Below are 19,304 nucleotides of genomic sequence, written 5' to 3'. Positions count from 1 at the left end.
CCGGGGCATCCGGGGCCCGCGGGGCGAGCGGCCGGCGAGGGTGTCCCTGACAGGGTCACGTCCGGACGTAGCCCGTCGCATCGCCTCCCAGTCGCAGGAGCGCATCCCGGAGTCCGGCCCGTGTCGTCACGCCGAGCTTCGGGAACAGCCGGTACAGGTGCCCGCTCACGGTGCGCGGCGAGAGGTACAGCTGCCCGGCGATCTGCTTGTTGGTCAGCCCGGCCGCAGCGAGGGACGCCACACGGCGTTCCTGTTCGCTCAGGTCGACCGCCTCCAGCGCCGTCGGCACCGGACGGGCGGCACCGGCTGCCCGCAGCTCGCGTTCCGCGCGGGCCTGCCAGTCACCGGCACCGAGCACCTCGAAGGCGCGCGCCGCCATCCGGAACTGGCCCCGGGCCTCCAGGGCGTGCATCCCACGACGCAACCACTCGCCGTAGGCCAGGCGGACGCGGGCCACCTCGAACGGTGAGACGTCGCCGTCGACGCTGGCCAGCGCGTCCTCGAAGAGGGCGCGGGCACCGTGCGTCTCGTCGACGACCGCTCGGCAGGCGAGCAGCACCAGGGAGCGGCGCGGGGTCGGCTGGTCGGTGAACGCCCGTTCTGCCCGGGCCACCAGCGCGGCACCGTGGTCGGCCAGGCGGAGCCGCGCAGCCGACTCCACCGCGTCGAGCAGCTCGATCGGTCCGTAGCTGCTCTCGAGCCACCGCCCTGCCCTGCCCGGTCGCGTCGCCGAGCGGCTGTAGGCCTCCTCGAATCGTCCCGTCGCGACGTCGAGGGCGGAGCGGGCGTGCTCCGCAGCCCGGGCGACCAGCGGCGTGCCGTGCTGCGCCGCCCACCGTGCGGCGCGGTCGGCCTTCCGTGCCGCCTGCTCCGGCTCGCCCTGCACGGAGAGCACCAGTGCCTGCAGCGCCTCGGTCAGCGCGACGAGCGTCCCGGCCTGCCAGCGCTCGGCCGCTCGGTGCACGTGGTCGAACGCCGCCCGCGCCGCGTCGAGCCGCCCCGCCTGGTAGTGCGTCACGGCGGCACGGCACGAGCTGAAGTAGCCGAGGAGCCCGGCGTCGCCCGCTCGTCGGAGCACGGTCTCCACGTGGTCCCGGCGCGGATCCGTCGAGTCGAGCAGCGTCCACGCGATGTGCAGTGCCACAGCCTTCCACGGTTGCGTGTCGGCAGCGGATGCCTGCACCTCGCGGTACAGCGCGGCACGCTCGTGCTCGGTCCGGCCGGATCCGTCCACACAGTCCTCGACGAGCCGCAGCACCGGGTCGAGGTCACGGTCGGCGGTCAGCGCCAGCGCCTCGCCCCACCAGGAGTCGTGCCCGCCGAGGTAGCAGAGCACGTGCAGCGTCGCGACCAGGACGTCGTCGGTGCCCGCCCGGTCGGACTCCCGGAGCGCGGTCAGGACGGTCCGCCTGCCGGCGTGCACGTCACCGGACCGGACCGCCCGGACGAACTCGACCGCCGCCACCAGCGACGGATCGGGTCGGGTGCCCCGGCGGACGGCCCGTTCGGCCTCGGTGTCGACGAGACCGAAGTCTCCGGTGAAGGCGGCCGTGACGGTGACGGAGACGTCGGCCGACGGCAGCCGGTTGCCCGATCCGGCCAGGGCCCGGCCCTCTCGCACCGCGACCACCACGACCGTCCCGAGGTCCCGCGCCAGTGCGGCGAGCAGGTCGTGCAGCACGGTCCTGGCGTCCTCGTCGAGCGCGTCGAAGTCCTCGACGAGCACGACGCTGCGGGTGGGCCCCGGTGCCCCGGCGTCGTGCGCCCGGACGAGGGCGAGCCACGGGGCCAGCGACGCGGCCTCGATGACGGGGTCACCGCCCACCGCACGCCACCGGACGACCGTGTTCCCGTCCGCCCGGGCAGCGTCGGCGACGTCCGCGAGCGCCCGCGCCCGGGCGGACGCGTCCGGTCCGGTGACGACCACGAAGGGCTCGGTGCCGCCGGACGGCGATCGCAGCGCCCGCCCCGTGCCGTCGTCGTGCGCCGGTCGTGCGTCCGAGATGCTGATCGTCATCGTCGCTCCTGGATCGTCGGTCGACTGCGCCGCCCGGGAGGCCCGTGGCGGCTGCTCCGGACGCTAGCGACGACGACGCGGTCACCACATCACCCCGTGGGCGCCCGGGCATCCCCCCTTGCGGAGCGGGTCATCCGACTCAGGCGTGACGAGGTGCCGGGTGGCGATGCTCGACGGGAGACACCCCACGGCACCGAACCGCACCGTCAGGACGGCTGCGGAGGAAAGGCGGACACCATGGCCTCCGTCCACGGCGCACCCTGATGCCCGGCGCACCGGGCAGCCGCGTCCCCATCGACGCGCAGAGCGTCGACGCACCGCTGTCCCGTTCGGCGGTGTTCCTGACCCTCGACGTCGGGCCGGACGACGACGCCCTCGATGCCGTCCGCGACGTCCTCAGCGACCTCGACGGCCTGCTGAAGACGGTCGGGTTCCGCGACCTCGACGCGCACCTGTCCTGCGTCGTCGGCATCGGGGCGGTGGCGTGGGACCGGTTCTCGCCGCACGCCCGCCCGGACGCGCTGCACCCGTTCCCCGCCCTGACCGGGCCGGTCCACTCGGCGCCGTCCACCGGAGGAGACCTGCTCTTCCACATCCGGGGTGAACGCACCGACGTCTGCTTCGAGTTCGAACGCCTGCTGCTCGCCGCGCTCGGGGACCACGTCACCGTGGTCGACGAGGTCAGCGGCTTCCGGTACTTCGACACCCGCGACCTGCTCGGCTTCGTGGACGGCACGGCGAACCCGGTCGCGCAGGACCTGGCAGCCTCCGCACTCGTCGGCGCGGACGACCCGGACTGGGCCGGTGGCAGCTACGTCGTCGTCCAGAAGTACCTGCACGACCTGGCGGCGTGGAACGCCCTCGGGACGGACGCGCAGGAACGCATTATCGGCCGGTCGAAGTCGGACAACGTGGAGCGGGACAGCGCCACCGAGGTCCGGCCGTCGCACAAGTCGCTCGCGACCATCGTCGACGACGACGGGGTCGAGCACGACGTCCTCCGCGACAACATGCCCTTCGGACGACCCGGCAGCGGGGAGTACGGCACCTACTTCATCGGCTACAGCGGTGAGCTCTGGGTGCTCGAACGGATGCTGGAACGGATGTTCGTCGGCGATCCTCCCGGGACGTACGACCGGCTGCTCGACTTCTCACGTGCGATCACCGGAGAGACGTTCTTCGCACCCGCACGCGATCGTCTGGTGGACCTCGCCGCGCTCGCGGCACCACCGTCGCCGTCCGTGGTGGCGGCTCCCGACGCCACCGGTCCCGGTCTCGGCATCGGTTCGCTCCGCAGCACGGAAGGGCACACGCCATGAACCACCTCCTCCGCGAACTCGCGCCGTTCGGCGACGACACCTGGGCGGTGCTCGACGCCGAGGCCCGTGACCGGCTGGTCCCGGCGCTCGCCGCACGGCGCATCGTCGACTTCGACGGACCGCGCGGCTGGCAGTGGTCCTCGGTCGACCTCGGCCGCACCGACGCGGTGACCGGCGGGGTCGCCGACGGCATCACCGCACGGCGACGCCGGGTCCTGCCGCTCTGCGAGGTCCGTGCGACCTTCACCGTCGCGCTCGAAGAGCTCGTGGACTCCTCCCGCGGCGCCACCGACGTCGACCTGGGCGACCTCGACGCGGCCGTGCTGCGGCTCGCGGCCCACGAGAACCGGGCGACGCTGCGCGGGTGGCCGGAGGGCGGCATCACCGGGGCCGGCCACGCGTCGACCCAGCCCGCACAGTCGCACGACGGCTCGCCGGCGTCGTTCCGGGCGGCGGTCACCGCTGCGGTCGCCGCACTCCGCGACGTCGGGGTCGCCGGGCCGTACGCCCTGGCGTGCAGTCCCCGTGACTGGGCGGACATCGTCGAGACCGACGACGCCGGCACGCCCCTGCGTGAGCAGCTCGAGGGCATCACCGGCGGTCGGGTCGAGCGAGCGCCCGGCATCGACGAGTCGCTGCTGATCAGTCAGCGCGGCGGTGACTTCGTGTTCACCGTCGGCGAGGACCTGGCCCTCGGCTACCTGGGCCACGACGCCGTCGACGTCACGATGTACGTCGAGGAGACCTTCGCGTTCCGGGTGAACACCCCCGAGGCGTCCGTCGTCCTCCGCCGGTCACTCTGAGGAGCAGGCGCGACGAGCGGCGCGACGGGCGGGTCCGTTGCCCACCCGCGCCGACGTGCGCGTCGCGCGGGTGGGCTGACCGCGACCACGCAACGGACGGGAGGCCCGTGGCGGATCCGCCACGGGCCTCCCGTCCGTCTGCCGGTCGCCGTCGCGACCCGCGCCGATCAGTAGAAGTTGTTCGCCTGCGAGTGCCCCCACGCCGCGCACGGGGTGCCGTACGCCGAGCTGATGTACTGCAGGCCCCAGGTGATCTGGGTGGTGGCGTTGGTGCGCCAGTCCGCGGCGATCGTGGCCATCTTCGAGCCGGGGAGCGCCTGCGGGATGCCGGTCGCGCCGCCGTTCGCGTTGACGGCCTGGTAGTTCCAGCCGGACTCCTTGGTCCACAGGTTGTCCAGGCACTGGAACTGGTCGGCACCCCAGCCGTACTCCGACGACGCGAGCGAGCTCGCCGTGGCCTTGGCGCCGGCGACGGTGTTGCCGGCGGCGAGCTTCCGGGCGGCCTCCGCTGCCTCGGCGGCAGCCTTCCGCTCGGCTGCGGCCTTCGCTGCGGCCGCGGCCTTCGCATCGACGTCCCGCTTGTCCTGCGTGGCGCTGGCCTGCGCGACGTGCGTGGTCGACGCGACCGTCGTCGAGATGCGGTTCGTCAGCGCAGCGCCGGACAGGTCCGGGTAGTCGCTCAGCGCGTCGACGCGCTGTTCGAGCGCCGAGGTGTCGACCTTGTGGTTCGCGGTCTGCATGACGGTCTTCGCCGTGGTGATCGTGGCGGCGGCCTGGGCGCGGTCGAGCGCGGTGCCGCGCAGGGCGGGCTCCGCGGTCGCCGAGGCGCTCGGGGTGCCGGTCGGCATGCCGAGGGCCTCGCCGATGGCGGGCTGCGTGCCGACGGTCAGGGCGCCACCGGCGACGGCCAGGACCGCTGCACCGCTGGCGATCAGCGTCGCGCGGTGCCGCAGGGCCCGGCGCATCCGGCGGGTGGGGGTGTTCAGGGCTTCACGTCGGGTCGACGCCGTCGTGGTGGGGAGCTCAGGGGTGTGTCGCATCGGTTCCGCAGGTCGGCGGCTCGGTGGGGGAGGGACTCCTGCTCGCACGAACGAGGTCGTGCGGGCACGCCGGAGGCTGGCGGTGTCGGTGACACCGTCGACGACGACGAGGAGTCCTCGAGCCGGTGAGGACCGGACGGTGGTGTGGGGCCCGTCCGTCCGCCGGGAGCAGCCGTGGGGTGGCCGCGGTCAGGCGGAGCCGACACCATGACCGGTCAGACTGGGCAGCGCGTCCAGGAACGCTGGCAGAACGGTCCGTCCACCGCTTGGTAACGGTTCGGTAACGGTCGTGCGGGGCCTAGAAGGTGTGAGGTTCCTGGGCGTGCTCGCCCTGGGCGACACGCTCGAGCGCGGCCAGGGCACCGGCGATCGCCTGGACGTCCGATTCGTCGAGCTCGGCGATGAGCTCGGCGACGATCCCGGTGCGGTTCGCGCGGGCCTGCTCGACCGCCTCGATGCCCTCCGGCGTGGCCGTCACCATGAACGCCCGGCCGTCGCGCGGGTCGGCCTCGCGCTGGATGAAGCCGCGCTGCTCGAGCTCGGTCAGGATGCGGGTCATCGTCGGTTTCGTGACCACCTCGATCCGCGACAGGTCGCCGGGGCGCAGGGGTCCGTGCCGCTGGATCGACGCGAGCGCCGACACGATGCCGTACCCGAGCGAGGCCGAGTCGGTGCGGGCCCGTCGGTTGATCCGACCGACCGCGGCGGCCAGGCGTGCGGCGACCTCGGTACGGTCCGTCGGGCGGGGGTTCATGTGCTGCTCCGGGTGCCTGGTTCAGGTGGTCGCCAGCGATGCTATCGGTCCGCGCGGCCCCGGGACTGGGAGCGTCACGCGCGTGGCCGGGCCGCCGACCGGGAGGCCCGTGGAGCGTCGACAGCCCGCCTCGCGTGCGCGAGACGGTCGGTTCCTGTACGCCGGTACAGGTGGACTCAGTGCTTCTCGCCCGGCAGCTGGTGGATCGCCTCGGTCGCGAGCTCGGCCGCGACGTTGTCGCCGGACTCGGTCGCCGCCCGGAGACGCCGGAAGTCCTCGGTCATCCGGTCCCAGTCGACCAGTTCGTCGAGGTTCGGCAGTCGCAGCCGGAACGCCAGGCCGTCCATCGTGTCGCGGCAGACGCGCTGCAGGTTCTCGTTGCCGCACTCGGCGACGTACAGGGCGAAGACGTCGAGGGCGTCGTGGTTGACGGCGGCGACCTCGTGGGCCTCGAGCTCGGTGATCGTCTTGTCGAGCTGGGCCAGGATCTTCTTCCGGCTCGCCGAACCGAGGCGCGGGACCGCGAGCCGGACCACGCCGCCGAACAGCACGCCGAGGGTCTGCATCGCTTCGATGACCTCGGCGGGGTCCGGCGTGGTGACGCGGGTGTACCGGTTCGGGGCCATCTCGATCAGGCCGGCGCGGGACAGCTGGCTCAGGGCCTCGCGGATGGGTGTCCGGGAGACGCCGAGCCACGAGATGAGCTCGTCGTCGTTCAGCCGTTCCCCGGGCAGGAGCGTCCCGTCCATGATCGCGTCGTGGATCTTGTGGCGGACGGTGTCACGGAGCAGCTGGTGCTCGGTCGGGGCGCTGCGGGGGACCGGCATGCGTTCTCCTTCGGGGGCGGCGGCGTCGGGGCGCCGGGCGAACGGGCACGGTCGACATCGCACGTGCTCGCATCACCGTACCTGATATGACAACGGCGTTGCGGTCGGCTCAGCGCGTGTCAGTGTGGACGTTCAGATGCCGGTCACGCGCGTCGTGCGTCGCGTGCGTCGCGCGCGTCACTCGTGTTCCGGGCGCTCTCCGAGCAAGCGGAGCGTGGCCGGGTCCTCGGCGCCGTCGTACCAGCGGTCCAGCACGGCGACGAACGGCTGTGGGTCGGTCGCGACCCGGGCGAAGAGGGTCATCGACGACCGGAGCTTCACCGCGTCGATGCCCCCGAGCAGGGCGTCGGCGGAGCGGGCGGGGGCGTCGTGTGCGACGTCGGCCGCGGTGAGCAGACGGGGCCCGAGCACCGGGTGTGCCAGGTAGGCGCTGGCTTCGTCCGTCCCGGTGATCGCGTAGCGCACGGCCGTGGCGCTCCGCCCCAGGCCGGCCAGCTGCGGGAACACGAACCACATCCAGTGCGACGACTTCCGGCCCCGACGCAGTTCGTCGAGCGCGACGTCGTGAACACCCTGCTGGGCCCGGACGAAGCGGTCGAGGTCGAACGGGTCGTCGGCCTGAGCGTCGGAGCGTGCGCCCGTCACCGGACGACCCCGCCCCAGCCGTACCGGACGGTCGTGCCGTCGACCACGAGCAGGGAGTCCGGGGCCCGGTCGAACAACCCCGGCATGCCGACGGCGTCGGGCAGGTCGCCCTCGAGCCGGTCGAGCGTGGCCGAACGGGTGGTGAGCACCGGGTGCTGTCGCTGCCAGAACAGGGTCTGCGCCAGGTACCGCGCGTGGATGCCGGCGCGGGTGGTGAGCTCGGCGGCCAGCGGGGTGTCGACGACCTCGCCGGCGGTCACCCGCACCGAGGCCGCGTGCTTCGGGCGCACCGCACCGGTCGGGCGTTCCTGCCGGAGCGACCGCGCCCACCGCACCGGGTGCAGCGCGCGGGTCGGGTGCCGGACGGAGCGGTGCGCCACCGCGTCACCGCGGCGACGGGAACGTGCGTGCGCGAACGTGTACGGCACGCCGAGCAGTGCGTGCGCGGCCACGATGGCGGGCACGTTCGCGGTGTCGACCGTGCGGTAGGTCACCCCGCGCCGCCCCTGGTCGTCCACCGTGAGCACCTCGATCGTGACCTCGGTCATGGTGCCGAGCCGCCCGGCAGACGGGAACGGCGGCACCCGGGTCTCCCGGAACACGTACGCCGACAGCCCCACCCAGGCGCTGCCGTCGACCACGTCCGGACGGGTCCCGCGGGGGACGAGCCGCTGCAGCGACGCCGGGTCGTGCCGCCAGTGCGCGAACACGATGTCCTCCCAGGCGTGCTGGGTGACCGGGCGGTGCAGCAAGGGCACCGCCGCGCGGGTCCACGACGGCTGGGTCACGGCTTCGGTGCGTGCCGACCGACGCGCATGCTCCAGAGGACCAGCGGCAGCTGCAGGGGGAGCCGCAGGACCCCGATCAGCCGCATCGCTCGGCTCGAGCGGGGGTGGTCGAGCAGGTCGTTCGCCATCTTGACGTTGGCCGGGAACACCGCCGCGAACAGCGCCGCGGCGGCCCACCCCGAGGCACGGCGGGTGGCGGGGAACGCGAGCCCGGCGGCGATGCCCAGTTCGGCCACCCCGGAGGCCAGCGTGGTCAACCGCGGGGGCAGCGCGTCCGGCACGATCCGGTCGTAGTGGCGCGGGCGTAGGAAGTGGGTGATCCCGGCTCCGCCGAGGATCACAGCCAGGATGGTGGCCGTGCGGTTGGCACGTCGGATCCGCTCACGTCGTCGCATGCGCCCCATCGTGCTCGCCGGTCCTCGGAACCAGGTCAGTGCCCGTTCACGTCAGTGCCCGTTCACGTCAGTGCCCGTTCACGTCAGGGCGGTCGCGACGAGGTCGAGGACCGCCGTCGCCACCTCGGCCTTCGTGCCGGAGGTCTCGCGGACCACCTCGCCACCGGGCACCAGGACCTCGATCGCGTTCTCCTCGCGCTCGAAGCCGGCCGACCAGCCGACGTGGTTCACGACGAGCAGGTCCGCCGGCTTCCGGCTGATCTTGGCGCGCCCGAGCTCGATCCGCGCGTCGCGGTCGGGCTCGGTCTCGGCAGCGAACCCGACGATGATCTGCCCGGTCCGCCGTGCCGCCACGAGGTCGGCGAGCACGTCCGGGTTCCGCACCAGCTCGAGCGTCATGCGCTCGCCCTGGGAGTCCTTCTTGAGCTTCTCGGTGAGCACCTCGGCCGGACGGTAGTCGGCGACGGCGGCGGTCATCACGACGACGTCCGCTTCGGTGGCGGCGGCGTGCACGGCCTCGGCGAGTTCGAGCGCGGACCCGACGGGCACCACGGTCGCGTCCAGTCCGGCGGTCAGCGAGCCCTCGACGTTCGCGGCGACGAGGGTCACGGACGCGCCACGACGGACGGCGTCGGCGGCGATCGCGATGCCCTGGCGGCCGCTCGAACGGTTGCCGACGAACCGCACCGGGTCGAAGGGTTCGCGGGTGCCGCCCGCGCTGACGACGACACGGACGCCGGCCAGGTCGCCCTGCTCACCACGGGCCCCGGTGCTGGCCGCGGTGCCGGTGTCCGCACTGCGGCGGCCGGCCGGTGCGGGGTGCTGGTCGAGCACGGCGAGCGCTGCGGCGACGATGTCCTCGGGCTCCGCCATCCGACCGATGCCCGCATCGTCGCCGGTGAGCGCGCCGACGACCGGGCCGACCAGGTGGACGCCGCGGTCACGCAGCGTGGCGACGTTCGCACGGGTCGCGGGGTGCTCCCACATCTGCGGGTGCATCGCCGGAGCGACGACGACGGGCGCCTCGGTCGCGAGCAGCGTCGTGCCGAGCAGGTCGCTCGCCAGGCCGTGCGCCATCCGGGCGAGCGAGTCGGCGGTGGCCGGGGCGATGACGACCAGGTCGGCCCGGCGACCGAGCGCGACGTGGCGCACCTCGGCGACGTCGTCCCACACGCTCGTGGTGACGGGGTTGCGGCTGAGGGCCTCGAGCGTCGGCAGCCCGACGAAGCGCAGGGCGCCCTCGGTCGGGACGACGTGCACGTCGTGGCCGCGCTTGACCAGGTCGCGGACGACCCCGACGGCCTTGTAGGCGGCGATGCCCCCGGTGATCCCCACGATGACGGTCAGGGTGCGCTGTGCTGCTGCGTTCACCTGGCTCACGCTACCGGGGCCACGTGCGAGGATCGACGGCATGTGCACCGTCGTCGTCCGCGTCGACCCCGGGTCCGCGTGGCCCGTCACCGTGCTCGCCCTGCGGGACGAGTCGCCCGAGCGTCCGTGGGACCCGCCCGCTGCCTGGTGGCCGGACCGCGACCCGGACCTCCGTGGTGTCCGTGACCGCTCCGCCGGTGGTGCGTGGCTCGCCGCGTCCGACCGAGCCGGCCTGGCCGTGGTGCTCAACCGCGCCGAACCCGTGACGAGCGTCGACGGCACGTGGACGACCCGCGGCGTGGTGCCGGTGGACGCCGTCGCCGACGACCTGCTGCCCGGACACGACGGCACACTGCCGACCACGCGGGCCTTCAACCTGGTGCGCGCCACGGCCGAGGGCGCCTCGGTGCTGACCTGGGACGGCGAACAGGTCCGCACCACCGACCTCGGCCCCGGCGTCCACATGGTCACGCACGGTGCGGCCGACGACCCCGCAGCGCCACGCATCGGTCGGTGGCTCGAGGCCTTCCGTGCCGTCGACGCCCCGTCCGGTCCGCCGGTGCTCGGACCGTTCGACGAACTCCGCACCGTGGACTCCGGTGGTGACGCCGGGGACGGCTGGGGCGGCTGGTTCGGCGTGCTCGCGGAGTCCGCAGCGCTGCCGAGCGACCACCCCGACGCGATCCTCCGCGACGTGCACGAGGCCGAGGGGCACATGACGACCCTGTCGATCGTCGCCGCGGCGATCGCGCCGGGCCGCACCGTCCTGCAGCACGCCCGCCTGACCGAACCCGGTCGGCTGGACGGGTCGGTGGAGCTGCACCGCGCCTGACGCCGGCGGCGTGCCGGACCCGCCCCGGGCCTCCCGGCGGTGCCCCGTGCCCCGCGCCCGGCGCGAGACGCCGGTGTCTCGCCGAGACGCCGCCGAACACGGCGGCGTCTCGTGCGTTCCGGGGCGCCTCGGGATGACGCCGGCGTGCAGCATGCGCTCCCCACCACCGGACGGGAGGCCCGTGGTGGAGTGACCACGGGCCTCCCGTTCGCCTGTCCCCGGGTTCTCGAGCGCGCGAGACGCCGGCGTGCTCGTTCGACGCCGCCAGGTGCGCGAGACGCCCCCGGATTCGGCGGCGTCTCGTGGCGCTGGAGGCGTCCTGGCGAGACGCCGGCGTCTCGTCTAGAGCGGCGGGCGCGTCCCGGTGAGGTCCTCGGCGACGGCCCAGAGCGAGCGGGCGAGGTCGGCACTCCGCGCGGACCCGGGGATCGACACGGTGGTGGTCGGACCGGTCATGCCGAACGGACCCGAGGGGCCGTAGTACGCACCGCCCACGGCGTTCGGTCCGACCGCCGCGTACAGCAGCGGCTCGGTGCCCTGCTCGACGGCCTGGGTGAACGGCAGGGCGCGGTTGCTCGACCGCACCGGCTTCGACCGACCGAGCGAGCGTCCCGCGGCCTGCAGGTTCGTCCGGGTGTAGCCGGGGTGGGCGGCGGTGCTGACCAGTGGCACGTCGGCCTCGACGGTCAGGCGGTGCAGGTGCAGCGCGAGCAGCAGGTCGGCGAGCTTCGACTGCGCGTAGGCGCGCCAGCCGTTGTAGCCGCGCTCCCACTGCAGGTCGGCGAAGCGGATCCGTCCGGGGATCGCGGCGAGGCTCGACATTGTGACGACCCGGGGTGCCTCGGCCAGGGGGCCGTCGGCGAGGGGCGTGCGCGCGCGCAGCAGCGACGGGAGCAGCAGGTTCGTCAGGGCGAACGGGCCGAGGAAGTTCGTGCCGAACTGCAGCTCGAAGCCGTCGACGGTCTCGAAGCGCTCCGGCGGGGCCATCACACCGGCGTTGTTGACCAGGACGTCGATCGGACGTTCCTCGTCGACGATGCCGCTGGCGAAGCGGCGGACGCTCGCCAGGTCGGCGAGGTCGAGTTCGCGGACCTCCACGTCGGCTGCGGGGTGGGCGGCGCGGATGCCGGCGGCGGCGGTCTCGCCCTTCTCGGTGCTGCGGACGGCGAGCACGACACTGGCGCCGGCTCCGGCGAGGCGCAGGGCGGCCTCCTGTCCGGTGCCGCTGTTGGACCCGGTGACGACGATGCGGCGTCCGGTCTGGTCGGGGAGGTTCGGCATGCGGGTGACCGTACTCGTCCGGGCTGGCCGACCCCGGTCCGGGCCCGGTGCGGGCGGGGACCGACCCGGGCGCCGACCCGGCCGCCGACCCCGTGCGCGCACGCCGCGGTCGTGCTATGTTGATGCAAACGCATGGAAGTGCGACCAGGAGGACACCATGAGCAACGCATTCGGCACCGACCGTCCCTCGGACGTCCCGCCGCCCGCACCCGACCGGATCGGACCGCTGCAGCTCGGCCTCGACACCTTCGGTGACGTCACCGAGCGCGCCGACGGCAGCCTGCAGTCCGACGCGCAGAGCATCCGCGACGTCGTCGACCAGGCCGTCCTCGCCGACCAGGTCGGCGTCGACTTCATCGGCGTCGGGGAGCACCACCGGGCCGACTTCGTCGTGAGCGCCCCCGAGGTCGTCCTCGCCGCGATCGCCGCCAGCACCGAGCGCATCCGGATGGGCTCCGCGGTCACGGTGCTGTCCTCCGACGACCCCGTCCGCGTGTACGAGCGCTTCGCCACCGTCGACGCCCTGTCGAACGGCCGCGCCGAGGTCATCCTGGGCCGTGGCTCCTTCACCGAGTCGTTCCCGCTGTTCGGCTACGAGCTGAGCGACTACGAGGTCCTGTTCGAGGAGAAGCTCCAGCTCTGGGCAGCGCTGCGCGGCGGCGACGCCGTCACCTGGTCCGGCACGAAGCGTGCGGGCCTGGTCGACCAGGACGTCTTCCCGAAGCTCGAGCACGGTGCCATCCCGACCTGGATCGGTGTCGGCGGCTCCCCGCAGTCGGTCATCCGTGCCGCGTCGTACGGCCTGCCGCTGTTCCTCGCCATCATCGGCGGGCAGCCGGCCCAGTTCGCCCCGTTCTCGCGCCTGTACCGCCAGGCCCTCGCGCAGCTCGACCTGCCGCAGCAGCCCATCGCGATGCACTCGCCGGGCTTCGTGGCCGCCACCGACGAAGAGGCGGCCGAGCGTTACTGGCCGTACCACAAGGCCGTCACCGACCAGCTCGGCCGGGAGCGCGGCTGGCCGCCCCTCGACGTCGCCGGGTACCGCGCGAGCCTGTCGGCCGGCGGTTCGCTCTACGTCGGCTCCCCGGAGACCGTCGCCCGGAAGGTCGCGCGCAACATGCGGATCCTCGGCGCCTCGCGCTTCGACATGCGGTACGCCACGGGTCGCCTGCCGCACGCCGACATGATGCGCTCGATCGAGCTCTACGGCACCGAGGTCGCGCCCCGCGTGCGCGAGCTGCTGGCGCAGCCCGTCCCCGTCGCCTGACGGTCGCGGGCCCGTCCGGGTCCGGTCCGGTTCGGTCCGCAAAACACCGGTGTTCGCGCTCCGCACCCCCCTTCGCGGGTGTTCGGAGCGTGGACACCGGTGTTTTGCGTTCAGGTTCCGGTCCGTGCGGCGCGCGGGTGACGGCCGGGAGGCCCGGGCCGGCCGCCGAGATCGGCTCACGGGGGCCGCGGGTACGGTCCAGGGCATGTCGTCACGCCCCGACCACGCCTCCGGTCCCGCTGCTGGTCACGCCGCAGGCTCCGCCGTCGAACGCCGGTTCCGCGGCCGGATCATGGGCGTCGGCACCACCTCGGGCGTCCGGATCGTCGTCGGCATGTGGGACCGCTCGCCGTTCGGGCCGTTCACGGACGTGTTCCTCGAGCTCCCCGACGGCACCAGCGTGCTGCTCGCACCCGACGAGATCGTCGCCGCGTACGTCTCCGGCACCTACCGCTTCGACACCGTCTCGGTCGTCGACGTCCGCGCCCGCCGCACCGCGCGCGGGCTCGAACTGTCCGCCGGGGCGCTGCAGGCCTCGATCGACGTCGGCGGCATCTCGCCGCTCGGCCGGATCCTGCGCATCGTCCCGAAGCCGATCGCCCGCGACCCGCGCTGGCTCGCCGCGATCGACCCCGTGGCACGGCTGCTCGCGCCCGGGTCCGGGACCGCGGGCTCGGCGGGCAACGGCCGGCGCGAGTACTACGGCGTCACCGGGGCGCACGACGTCACCGGCGTGCGCGGGACCTGGGCGGGGGAGCCCCTCGGGGACCTGGCGCCGCTCGACCCGCCCGTGGCGTTCGGCTTCGCCTCGATGCCGAAGATCCCGCAGGTCGTCGACGTCGAGACCACGATCCGCGAACCCGCCTGACCTCGGCTGGCCCGGCGTCGGTTCCGTGCGTGCGCATGTTCCGACGATCCGCGCGTCGATCGACTCGTGTCCGGTCGCTCGATGCACACGCATCCGGTGCGTGTGCATGCAACGACGTTCCACCTGTCGATCGACGCGTGTGGTGTCGCTTCCTGCACACGCATGCACGGCTCGGAGGCCGGCGCGCGCCGGGCGGTGGCGGCGTGACGGGCGTGCACCGGGCCTCCAGGCCGACCGCGACCGGACCACGTCGACGCGCCGGGCTGACGCGTCCAGCGCCGGAGGGGCACACTGGTCGGAACGGTACGGCCCCGTGCATCGACGGTCGCACGTCGGCGGAGCGGGGCGCATGACGCAAAGGAGCACCATGACCGACACACAGACGGACCAGCGCGCCGCCATCTCGGACATCGTCCACGGCGCCCACACGGCCTTGCTCACCACGGTGAGCGAGGACGGGAACCTGCACGCCAGGCCCCTCGCGGTGCAGGACAAGACGTTCCACGGGACCCTGCGGTTCCTGGTGCAGGACGGCAGCGAGAAGGTCGAGGACATCGCGCGGAACCCGCACGTCAACGTCTCGATCGAGTCGCAGGGCGGGTACCTCTCCATCGCCGGGACCGCGACCGTGACCCAGGACGACTCGGTCGTCGACGAGCTGTGGTCCCCGTTCGCCGAGGCCTGGTTCCCCGAGGGCCGTCAGGACCCGTCGATCCGGCTGCTGACGGTCGAGGGGGTCTCGGTCGAGTACTGGACCCAGGACACCGGGCCGGTCGGCAGTCTGGTGCAGATGTTCAAGGCGGCGCTCGGTAAGCAGAGCCAGCCGGACACCGGCGACCACGGCACGGTCGAGCTCTGAGGCGCGACGCCTGACGCGTAGCGCGCGACGTCGTCGTCCTGTCCGGACGGCGGCGTCGTGCCGCGTCGGGGGCGCCGCGCACGGTGCTTGTGCGTCGTGTGCGGTGCCTGCGCCTCAGCCGCTCACGGAGGGCCGAGCAGCCACAGCACCGCGACCAGCACCGGCTGCCCGGCCAACGCGGCCGTCACGAAGGTCCACCGCATCCAGGGCTTTGCGACCAGCTCGGGCGACCCGAACAGCGGCGCGAGCGGCATGAGCAGCCGCGGGGTCGAGGCCATCGGCAGCGACACCGCGAAGATGTACAGCGCGTACGCGGCCGAGTACAGCACCGTCGTGGGCCCGAGCCGCAGCGTCGAGCGGCGGAGCAGCCAGATCGGGTACGTGACGAGCAGGAACACCACGATCAGGATCCCGCCCACGCCGAGCCAGCGGCCCGCGATGAGGAACCACGGCGTCAGCGGGACGAAATCCACCCGGCCGATGAAGTTCACCCACCAGGACATCTCGGTCTCCAGGTAGGCGTTCGGTGTCCCGGTGGCGTGCGAGGCGATCACCGGCCAGGCGAGCCCGGCGAGGACCATGGTCAACCCCGCGGCGACGACCCGGACCTGCTCGCGGAGCGGGAAGCCCTCGAACACCCGGCCGGTCTCGCGCCGTGCACGGACCCACCGCACGAGTGCGACGACGCCGAGCACGAGCGGGATCGCCAGGGCACCGGGGCGGGTGAACGCCGCGGCGACGCCGAGTGCCGTCAGGAGCCCGTAGCGCCGACGCTCCAGGGCGAGCAGCGCCCCGAACGACAGCGCGAGGAACATGCTCTCCGCGTACCCGACCTGCAGCAGGAACGACAGCGGACCGCAGCTGAAGAAGAAGACCGCCCACATCGCGGCGGCGTGCCCGGCGCGGTCCCGCACCAGGCGGTGCAGCAGGTAGGTGGCGAGCAGTCCGGCGACGATCGCGACGAGCGGTGCACCGAGTTCGAACGGCACCCCGGTCGAGGCGGTCAGCGCCCGGATCGTGAAGGGGAACGCCGGCAGGAAGGCCCAGGCGTTCTGCGCGACGTTGCCGGCGGCGTCGAGCGGCAGCGCGTCGGGGTACCCGTGCAGCGAGATCTGCTCGTAGTACTGCCCGTCCCAGGCCACCAGGAACGCGCCGAACCCGTGCTCGTTGCCCCAGATCGCGTTGCCCGGGAGCGCACGACCGATGAGCGGGTACGCGAGCGCGAGCCACAGGGTCGACAGGACCCGGCCGCCCGTCCAGACGAGCAGGACCGCCGCCCACGCCGGCAGCGAGGCAACGGTGTCCAGGACACGTCGTCGACCGCTGGCCGTGCCCGCGGCGACCACGCCGGCACTGTCGGTGCGGCTCACGCGCGAGTTCCTCGGCGTTCGTGTGGTCGGGTCGGCACCCGGACAGGCTAGTCGGCCCGAGCGTGAGGATCGCCCGGAACTGCGCCTGGAGGCCCGTCCCGCGTCGTGTGCGCTGCGTCGCGTCCGGTGGGTGGCGGGTGCGGCGTCCGGCGGGTGGTCGGTGCCGCGCCCGGTGTCCCGTCCGGTGTCCCGTCCGGTGTCCCGTCCGGTGTCCCGTCCGGTGGGCGGCCCGTCCGTGACAGCGCGGACGTCCGCGGGCATAGTCTCGGTGGGCGATGACGACGACGGCGACGACACCCAGACGACGGACGCGCAGCACGGCGGTCGCCGTGCTGGTGGCCGGGACCTTCTTCATGGAGCTCCTGGACGGCACGATCCTGGCGACCGCCGCCCCGGCCATGGGGCGTGACCTCGGGGTCGACTCCGCCGCGGTGGGCGTCACGATCACCGCGTACCTCGTGACCCTCGCGGTGTTCATCCCGGTGTCCGGCTGGCTCACCGACCGGATCGGTTCGCGGACCGTCTTCGCCGGGGCCATCGCGCTGTTCACGATCGCGTCCGCCCTGTGCGCGCTGTCCACGGGGCTGGTCGAGCTGACGCTGTGGCGCATCCTGCAGGGCCTCGGTGGAGCGCTCATGGTGCCCGTCGGCCGGCTCGTCGTGCTCCGGAGCGCCGGGCGCGAACAACTCGTCACCGCCATCGCCATCCTGACCTGGCCGGCCCTCGCCGCACCGATCATCGCGCCGTTCATCGGCGGCGTGCTCGTCGAGACGCTGACGTGGCACTGGATCTTCCTCATCAACATCCCGCTCGGCGTCATCGCCTTCGTCGCCGCCCTGGTGCTCGTGCCGCAGGAGCGTGCGGCGCAGCGGGTGCCGTTCGACTGGTTCGGGTCGCTGCTCGCCTGCGTCGGGCTCGGCTCGCTCGTGGTCATGGCGTCCTTGCTCGCGCTCGACGTCGTGCCGGTCACCGCGGTCGTCGTCTCCGGCATCCTCGGCGCGGTGTGCTGCTGGCTCGCGATCCGGCACTTCCGCCGGGCTCCGCACCCGATCATGGGGCTCGACGCGTTCCGGCTCGAGACCTTCCGGGTGTCGCACGCCGGCGGCGGCCTGTTCCGCCTGGCGGTGTCCGCGGTGCCGTTCGTGCTCCCGCTGCTGTTCCAGGACGCCTGGGGTTGGAGCGCCGTGCTCGCCGGGTCCGCCGTGCTGTGGGTGTTCGTCGGCAACCTCGGCATCAAGCCGATGACGACGCCGTTCCTCCGCTGGTTCGGCTACCGCCCGGTGATCATCGTGTCGTCGGCCGTCGCCGCGCTGACCGTGGTCGCGATGGCGTTCATGACCGAGGACACCCCGTTCTGGCTGCTCGCCGTGCTGCTCGTCGTCAGCGGTGCCGCCCGCTCCGTGGGCTTCACGGCGTACAACACCATCGCCTTCGCCGACGTCGAGCAGGCCGACATGACCCCCGCGAACACGCTGTCGTCGACGCTGCAGCAGACCGCCGCGGGCTTCGGTGTCGCCGTCGCCGCCGTGGTCATCCGGGCGGCCTCCGGGCTGGGCGGCGACGGGCCGTACGCAGCCGCGTTCTGGGTCATCGCCGCCCTGCTCGTGATCGCCTGCGTGGAGGGCATCCTGATGAGTCGCACAGCGGGCGACACCGTCCGCCCGGTCCGCCGTGTCCGCGCCTGATCCCGCCGCTGTCCGTTTCCGTCACGGTCACACGGACGAAACCCGGCAGGCGTTACAGTCTCAGCAACCGTCCGCGGTACCCGAGTACGGTGACCGCGGCAGGGTGACCGGAACACCCGGACAGGAAGGCAGCATGGCCGCGCCAGAGCAGCAGAGCACGATCGCATCAGAGCAGACCGTGCAGCCCACGCAGCTCCGTGTCGTCAGTTACAACCTCCGCGAGCACACCGCGAACAGCGAGCTCGCCGCACTGGCCGAGGCGTCCGACGCCGACGTCCTGTGCGTCCAGGAGTGCGACAGCAACGACCTCGCACCGTCGATCGGCGGCCTCTCGCTCGCCGCGTCGACCCGCACCAACCGACTCGGACTCGCGATCTACAAGCGCGACGACCGCTTCGAGGTGCAGGACTTCAGCATCCACTCGCTGCAGAAGTCGCTGCACGACCGGGTCCTCGCACCCGCGCACGAACGGCTCATCGCGATGCACCTGCGCGACACCGAGGCCGATGCCGAGGTCGTCGTCGCGTCGTTCCACGCCTCGCCCCTGACCGCGACGAACTCCCTGCGTCGCAAGCAGATCGAGGCCGCGCACCAGTTCCTGCGCGAGCTGGCGAAGGACGTCCCCGCGGTCATGGTCGGCGACTTCAACTACCCGTGGTTCCAGACGAACCTGCGCCGCAAGATCGAGCAGGGCGGCTTCGCGCTGTCGCTGTCCGACCAGCCGACGTACCTGCGCTACCGCAAGTTCACCGGCCACTTCGACTTCGCGACGAGTGTCGGCCTGCACATCGCGGGCGTCGAGACCCTGCCGGCCGGCATCTCCGACCACCGCCCGATCCTGGTCCGTGCCCACTACGAGCACCCCGGCGAGACCGGCGCCGTCACCACCGTCGAGGCTCCCGCCGCCTGACCCGCGTCGGCGGCCGCTCGTGCCGGCCGCCGAGGTCGCACGACATGCCGCGTGCGCATCGCCGAGTGGTCGCAAACTGTCGGTTGCGGAGACGCCAGCCGACACTTCGTGCGACCTCGGCGGAGGTGAGCGGGGAGTCGTGACCGTCCGGCGGTGGCCCGTCGGGCGCGGCGGCGGGCTCGTGCCGAGGTCGCACGACATGCCGCGTGCGCGGCGCCGAGTGGTCGGGAACTGTCGGTTGCGGGGGCGCCCGGCGACGGTTCGTGCGACCTC

At 73.3% G+C, this 19,304-nt stretch carries 18 protein-coding genes; 8 read left to right on the top strand and 10 right to left on the bottom strand.

What is annotated here, in order from left to right; translation table 11 throughout:
- Nucleotides 1-55: 55 nt before the first annotated feature.
- Nucleotides 56-2,017, bottom strand: a complete 1,962-nt coding sequence (locus DEJ08_RS13290; protein WP_111054399.1) for a LuxR family transcriptional regulator — start codon at nucleotides 2,015-2,017, stop codon at nucleotides 56-58.
- A 263-nt stretch (nucleotides 2,018-2,280) separates the two neighbouring features.
- Between DEJ08_RS13290 and DEJ08_RS13285 the strand changes: the two genes are divergently transcribed.
- Both DEJ08_RS13285 and DEJ08_RS13280 read left to right on the top strand, forming a co-directional pair.
- Nucleotides 2,281-3,336 carry a Dyp-type peroxidase gene (locus DEJ08_RS13285; RefSeq protein ID WP_111054398.1) on the top strand — a complete coding sequence of 352 codons (1,056 nt, stop codon included), beginning with the start codon at nucleotides 2,281-2,283 and terminating at the stop codon, nucleotides 3,334-3,336.
- Nucleotides 3,333-4,139 (top strand): family 1 encapsulin nanocompartment shell protein, encoded by an 807-nt coding sequence (locus DEJ08_RS13280; RefSeq protein ID WP_111054397.1) that lies wholly within the window; start codon nucleotides 3,333-3,335, stop codon nucleotides 4,137-4,139. Before DEJ08_RS13285 ends, DEJ08_RS13280 begins: the two co-directional genes overlap by 4 nt.
- A 167-nt stretch (nucleotides 4,140-4,306) precedes the next feature.
- Here DEJ08_RS13280 and DEJ08_RS13275 read toward each other — a convergent pair whose 3' ends face one another.
- From DEJ08_RS13275 to DEJ08_RS13245, 7 genes are all read right to left on the bottom strand, one after another.
- On the bottom strand, nucleotides 4,307-5,179 hold the full coding sequence (locus DEJ08_RS13275; RefSeq protein ID WP_258367039.1) for an aggregation-promoting factor C-terminal-like domain-containing protein: 873 nt from the start codon (nucleotides 5,177-5,179) through the stop codon (nucleotides 4,307-4,309).
- A 298-nt stretch (nucleotides 5,180-5,477) separates the two neighbouring features.
- Nucleotides 5,478-5,933, bottom strand: a complete 456-nt coding sequence (locus DEJ08_RS13270; RefSeq protein ID WP_027466277.1) for a MarR family winged helix-turn-helix transcriptional regulator — start codon at nucleotides 5,931-5,933, stop codon at nucleotides 5,478-5,480.
- Between the two features lie 176 nt (nucleotides 5,934-6,109).
- Nucleotides 6,110-6,760, bottom strand: a complete 651-nt coding sequence (locus DEJ08_RS13265) for a GntR family transcriptional regulator (protein ID WP_071405086.1) — start codon at nucleotides 6,758-6,760, stop codon at nucleotides 6,110-6,112.
- 177 nt (nucleotides 6,761-6,937) lie between these two features.
- Nucleotides 6,938-7,405, bottom strand: coding sequence for a DUF1810 domain-containing protein (locus tag DEJ08_RS13260; protein WP_071405087.1), 468 nt, complete (start codon nucleotides 7,403-7,405; stop codon nucleotides 6,938-6,940).
- Nucleotides 7,402-8,193 carry a YqjF family protein gene (locus DEJ08_RS13255; RefSeq protein ID WP_163342685.1) on the bottom strand — a complete coding sequence of 264 codons (792 nt, stop codon included), beginning with the start codon at nucleotides 8,191-8,193 and terminating at the stop codon, nucleotides 7,402-7,404. The genes DEJ08_RS13260 and DEJ08_RS13255 overlap by 4 nt, the downstream gene beginning before the upstream one ends.
- Nucleotides 8,190-8,588 (bottom strand): DoxX family protein, encoded by a 399-nt coding sequence (locus tag DEJ08_RS13250; protein WP_071405089.1) that lies wholly within the window; start codon nucleotides 8,586-8,588, stop codon nucleotides 8,190-8,192. The genes DEJ08_RS13255 and DEJ08_RS13250 overlap by 4 nt, the downstream gene beginning before the upstream one ends.
- Nucleotides 8,589-8,666: 78 nt before the next feature.
- A complete protein-coding gene (locus DEJ08_RS13245; protein ID WP_111054422.1) occupies nucleotides 8,667-9,935 on the bottom strand; it encodes a bifunctional phosphopantothenoylcysteine decarboxylase/phosphopantothenate synthase in 1,269 nt (422 codons plus the stop codon).
- Between the two features lie 64 nt (nucleotides 9,936-9,999).
- Between DEJ08_RS13245 and DEJ08_RS13240 the strand changes: the two genes are divergently transcribed.
- Complete coding sequence (locus DEJ08_RS13240; protein WP_181438974.1) at nucleotides 10,000-10,791, top strand: NRDE family protein; 792 nt, start codon at nucleotides 10,000-10,002, stop codon at nucleotides 10,789-10,791.
- A 342-nt stretch (nucleotides 10,792-11,133) separates the two neighbouring features.
- Here DEJ08_RS13240 and DEJ08_RS13235 read toward each other — a convergent pair whose 3' ends face one another.
- Complete coding sequence (locus tag DEJ08_RS13235) at nucleotides 11,134-12,072, bottom strand: SDR family oxidoreductase (protein ID WP_027466280.1); 939 nt, start codon at nucleotides 12,070-12,072, stop codon at nucleotides 11,134-11,136.
- A gap of 157 nt (nucleotides 12,073-12,229) precedes the next feature.
- Between DEJ08_RS13235 and DEJ08_RS13230 the strand changes: the two genes are divergently transcribed.
- The 3 genes from DEJ08_RS13230 (at nucleotide 12,230) to DEJ08_RS13220 (ending at nucleotide 15,066) form a co-directional block, all read left to right on the top strand.
- The gene (locus DEJ08_RS13230) at nucleotides 12,230-13,339 is read left to right on the top strand and encodes an LLM class flavin-dependent oxidoreductase (RefSeq protein ID WP_111233255.1); all 1,110 of its coding nucleotides are present in this window, start codon (nucleotides 12,230-12,232) and stop codon (nucleotides 13,337-13,339) included.
- A gap of 205 nt (nucleotides 13,340-13,544) precedes the next feature.
- Nucleotides 13,545-14,207, top strand: coding sequence for a hypothetical protein (locus DEJ08_RS13225; protein ID WP_111046751.1), 663 nt, complete (start codon nucleotides 13,545-13,547; stop codon nucleotides 14,205-14,207).
- Between the two features lie 367 nt (nucleotides 14,208-14,574).
- On the top strand, nucleotides 14,575-15,066 hold the full coding sequence (locus tag DEJ08_RS13220) for a pyridoxamine 5'-phosphate oxidase family protein (RefSeq protein ID WP_071405093.1): 492 nt from the start codon (nucleotides 14,575-14,577) through the stop codon (nucleotides 15,064-15,066).
- A 122-nt stretch (nucleotides 15,067-15,188) separates the two neighbouring features.
- Here DEJ08_RS13220 and DEJ08_RS13215 read toward each other — a convergent pair whose 3' ends face one another.
- Nucleotides 15,189-16,436: a putative hexosyltransferase gene (locus DEJ08_RS13215; protein ID WP_111038148.1), complete on the bottom strand. Its 1,248-nt coding sequence runs from the start codon at nucleotides 16,434-16,436 to the stop codon at nucleotides 15,189-15,191.
- Between the two features lie 275 nt (nucleotides 16,437-16,711).
- On the opposite strand from DEJ08_RS13215, the gene DEJ08_RS13210 reads away from it, so the two are divergent.
- Together DEJ08_RS13210 and DEJ08_RS13205 are read left to right on the top strand one after the other, a co-directional pair.
- Complete coding sequence (locus tag DEJ08_RS13210; protein ID WP_111054395.1) at nucleotides 16,712-18,121, top strand: MFS transporter; 1,410 nt, start codon at nucleotides 16,712-16,714, stop codon at nucleotides 18,119-18,121.
- 133 nt (nucleotides 18,122-18,254) lie between these two features.
- A complete protein-coding gene (locus DEJ08_RS13205; RefSeq protein WP_071405095.1) occupies nucleotides 18,255-19,031 on the top strand; it encodes an endonuclease/exonuclease/phosphatase family protein in 777 nt (258 codons plus the stop codon).
- The last annotated feature ends 273 nt before the right edge of the window (nucleotides 19,032-19,304 follow it).

It is taken from the genome of Curtobacterium sp. MCLR17_054 (assembly GCF_003234335.2).
GTDB lineage: Bacteria > Actinomycetota > Actinomycetes > Actinomycetales > Microbacteriaceae > Curtobacterium > Curtobacterium flaccumfaciens.
This window is presented reverse-complemented; position numbering and strand designations above follow the sequence as displayed.